Below are 3,160 nucleotides of genomic sequence, written 5' to 3'. Positions count from 1 at the left end.
GCGCCTCGGTTCCTCGGGGCCCAGCCAGTCCATCTCAGTCGGCCAGCCAGGTGAAGCCCTGGGCCTCGAAGGTCGCGCGGGCCTCGGCGCCCTGCAGGAAGGCGAGCAGCCCGGCGGTCAACGGGTTGTCGCTTTCTGCAAGGGCAGCGATGGGATAGCGGATCGGGTCGTGGCTGTCCTCGGGGAAGGTCGCGGCGATTTCGACACCCGGCTCGGCGGCGGCATCGGTGGCATAGACCACGCCCAGGGGCGCCTCGCCGAGGGCGACCAGCGCCAGCGCCGCACGGACGTTGTCGGCCTGCGCAACATGGGGTGCGACCGCCTCCCAGAGGCCGAGAGAGGTCAGCGCCTGCTTGCCGTAGATCCCGGCCGGGACCGCATCGACCAGCGCCATGGCGAGGGGGCCCGCGCCAAGCAACGCGGGCAGGTCCGGGCTGGCCAAGAGGTCGACCCGGCCCCCCTGCCCCTGCGGCGCGACCAGCACGATGGCATTGCCCAGCAGGTCGCGGCGGGTGCCCTCGGCCAGCAGCCCCTCGTCTTCCAGCGCATCCATCCAGCCGGGGTTGGCCGAGATGAAGACATCCGCCGGTGCGCCCTGCTGGATCTGGCGGGCCAGCGCAGAAGAGCCGGCCAGCGAGACCCGCAGGTCGGCCCCGGTGGCGGCCTCGAAGACGGGCTCGATCTGCTCGAGCGCGGTCTTCAGCGAGGCGGCCGCGAAAAGGGTGACCTCTTCCGCATGGGCGCCGGCGGGCAGCAGGACCGCGAGGGCAAGAGCGGGGGACAGGAGCGCGCGGAACATGGGACCTCCAGCGTTATGTTTCACCGGGAATATCGCAGGGAACATCGTTGCCGCCAAGCGTTATTTTCCTTCGGACATATCGCCGTCCCGCAGCGCACGAAGCGCCTCAAGGGCATGAAAAGACGCGCTTTTTGCCGAAGCCTCAAGATCCCGGTAGGCCGCAAGCACCTGTCGCCCCTCTTCGGTCAGCGCCGCCCCGCCGCCCTTGGCGCCCCCCCGGGAGGAGACCACGAGGGGCGCACGGAACATGGTGTTCAACGCTTCGACCAGCTGCCAGGCACGCTTGTAGCTCATGCCCATGTCGCGCCCGGCGGCGGCGATGGAGCCAGTGCGCGCGATGCCCTCCATCAGCTCGGCCTTGCCGGGTCCGAGCACCACGCCATCACCATAGTCGAGACGGATTCGGAAACGCGGATCGGGGGCGGGATCAGGGATGCTCATGGCCCGAAGATGCCCGCCAGGCGGCGGCTTCGCAAGCGCCGGGCGCGCTGCCGTCCGGCTCAGCCGCCGCGACGCCGCCGCGACGGGGCGCAGGCGTTCAGAACGCAGTCTGGAACGAGAGCGAGAAGTTCTCGACCCGGTCGTAGTCCTCTTTCTGCAGCGGCACGGCGGCGTTCAGCTGCAGCTTGCCGACACCGGTGTCGAACTCCATCGAGACCCCGGCCGAGGCGCGCAGATGCGCGCTGTCATCGACCGGATCGGCCCCGGCCAGGCCCCCGGCGGTATTGTCCAGCCCCCAGAGGGTGCCGACATCGACAAAGACCCCCGGCAGCACCGGCGCGTCGCCGAAGGCCCGGGGGAACTGCGCATCGATACGGGCGACGGCGAAGCTGTTGCCGCCAAGCGCCGGTTCATCCGCAACCGCCATGTCGCGCGGCCCGTACCCCCCGAAGGCGAAGCCACGCAGCGAGGCCTGGCCCAGCACGAAGCGGTCGCCCACGTGGCTTTCGCCGCCAAGCGCATGGATCGTGCCCGCCGAGACGCGGGTGGTAAGGCGCAGGGTATCGGCGCCAAAGCTCCAGCTGGCAGCGGACTTGGCCTGCACCAGCAGGAATTCGTGGTCTTCCGAGGTCTGTCCCAGCTCCAGCACCAGGTCGTGACGCTGGCCGAGGCGGGTCTGCCCCGGGCTGCGGTCCAGCCAGGAGTAGCGCAGGCCGAGGGCGGTGCGGGTCCGGCTGACCTCGTCGGCCCGGATCAGCGCCGAGGTAGTGGCCGAGACATCCGAAATCTCGGCCCGCGAAAAGGACAGGTAGCTGGCGACGCTGTGCCCTGCCCCGAGATCCCAGGTCAGTCGCGGGGTGAGGCGGACGCTTTCGCTGTCGAAGGCGAAGAGGTCGTTGGCCTCGCTGCGGTCGGCCGAGATCCCCAGCCCGAAGACAGGAGAGCCCCCCGCCGCATCCATCGACAGGTCGAGATCGTAGGCCAGGCTGTCCTCGCTGGCCTCGATGCCGAAGCGCAGGCGGGCGCGGTCGTCGAACAGGCGGTCAGAGGCGACGGTGGCTCCGACCACGGTGCCGAGCGCGTCGTTGTAGGCCAGCCGGGCGCCGAGGCGGGCCAGTGGACGGGTGTCCGGGGCGGCGTGCTCCTCGGCCATCTCGGGGCCGGCATCGCGGGTCACTTCAGGGGCGGACTGCGGTGGCTCGAGAAAATCGACGCTGTCGGCCAGCACAAGGGGCGCCGCCAGCGAGGCGGTCCCGGCAAGAGCGAAGGCAAACCCCTTCACCACGAGATTAGACGGCACCGGCATGGTCCCTCCACATATCACGACAGCGCCCTGGACAGGCGCCAGTATGACATCCCCGCCAGGACTGTCGCAGATTGGCATCTTTCGGTAAATCCTGTGGATTACCGCAAGCTCTTGTGTGACATTTTGGGCATGTCACAGAACCTGCCTCCTGACGAACTGCCAGAAGGGCCGCCTGCCCGTCCCTCGGCACGGGTGCCCGTGCAACCGGCCTCCGAGCTGATCGCGCGACTTTGCGCCGCCGCCGATGGCTGCGAGCGGTCGTTCTCGATCAGCGATGCGGGCGTGGAGGACCGGGTGCTGTTCTTCTTCGAACATGACGCCGCCGCGACGGCGCTGCTGCGCGAGGCGGCGCGCGACCTCGGCCTGCCCGAGACCCTGCTGGCCGCCTGGGACCGGGCCCGGCCCGGGGCCGACGCCGTCGGGCTGGCGCTGCGCACGGACGGCACGTCGGTCCGGCTCTACACGCAGTACTGGGAAGTGCTGGTGGCGCGGCTGCGGCAGGGCGACGGCGGGGGGATGCCGCTCTATGCCGGGTTCAAGGCGCTGCCCGACGGCAGCACCCGCATCGACCGCTACATGCCCGTGGTGGCCGCCCCGCGCGAGGTCTACATGCC

General features: G+C 70.2%; 4 protein-coding genes. 1 reads left to right on the top strand and 3 read right to left on the bottom strand.

From position 1 onward, the window contains the following. Positions 1-34: 34 nt before the first annotated feature. The 3 genes from modA to OS124_RS0114250 all read right to left on the bottom strand — a co-directional run bounded on the left by modA (position 35) and on the right by OS124_RS0114250 (position 2,546). The gene (gene modA, locus OS124_RS0114260) at positions 35-799 is read right to left on the bottom strand and encodes a molybdate ABC transporter substrate-binding protein (protein WP_010140401.1); all 765 of its coding nucleotides are present in this window, start codon (positions 797-799) and stop codon (positions 35-37) included. Positions 800-859: 60 nt separating this feature from the next. After that, on the bottom strand, positions 860-1,240 hold the full coding sequence (locus tag OS124_RS0114255; RefSeq protein ID WP_010140400.1) for a winged helix-turn-helix domain-containing protein: 381 nt from the start codon (positions 1,238-1,240) through the stop codon (positions 860-862). A 97-nt stretch (positions 1,241-1,337) separates the two neighbouring features. Continuing rightward, the gene (locus OS124_RS0114250; RefSeq protein WP_010140399.1) at positions 1,338-2,546 is read right to left on the bottom strand and encodes a BamA/TamA family outer membrane protein; all 1,209 of its coding nucleotides are present in this window, start codon (positions 2,544-2,546) and stop codon (positions 1,338-1,340) included. A 129-nt stretch (positions 2,547-2,675) separates the two neighbouring features. On the opposite strand from OS124_RS0114250, the gene OS124_RS24750 reads away from it, so the two are divergent. Beyond that, a partial coding sequence (locus OS124_RS24750) for a hypothetical protein (RefSeq protein WP_138919551.1) occupies positions 2,676-3,160 on the top strand: 485 nt, incomplete at its 3' end.

Source organism: Oceanicola sp. S124 (genome assembly GCF_000220565.1).
Taxonomy (GTDB): domain Bacteria; phylum Pseudomonadota; class Alphaproteobacteria; order Rhodobacterales; family Rhodobacteraceae; genus Pseudooceanicola.
The sequence above is the reverse complement of the archived record's forward strand: the minus strand, read 5'-3'. Positions and strand labels throughout refer to the sequence as shown.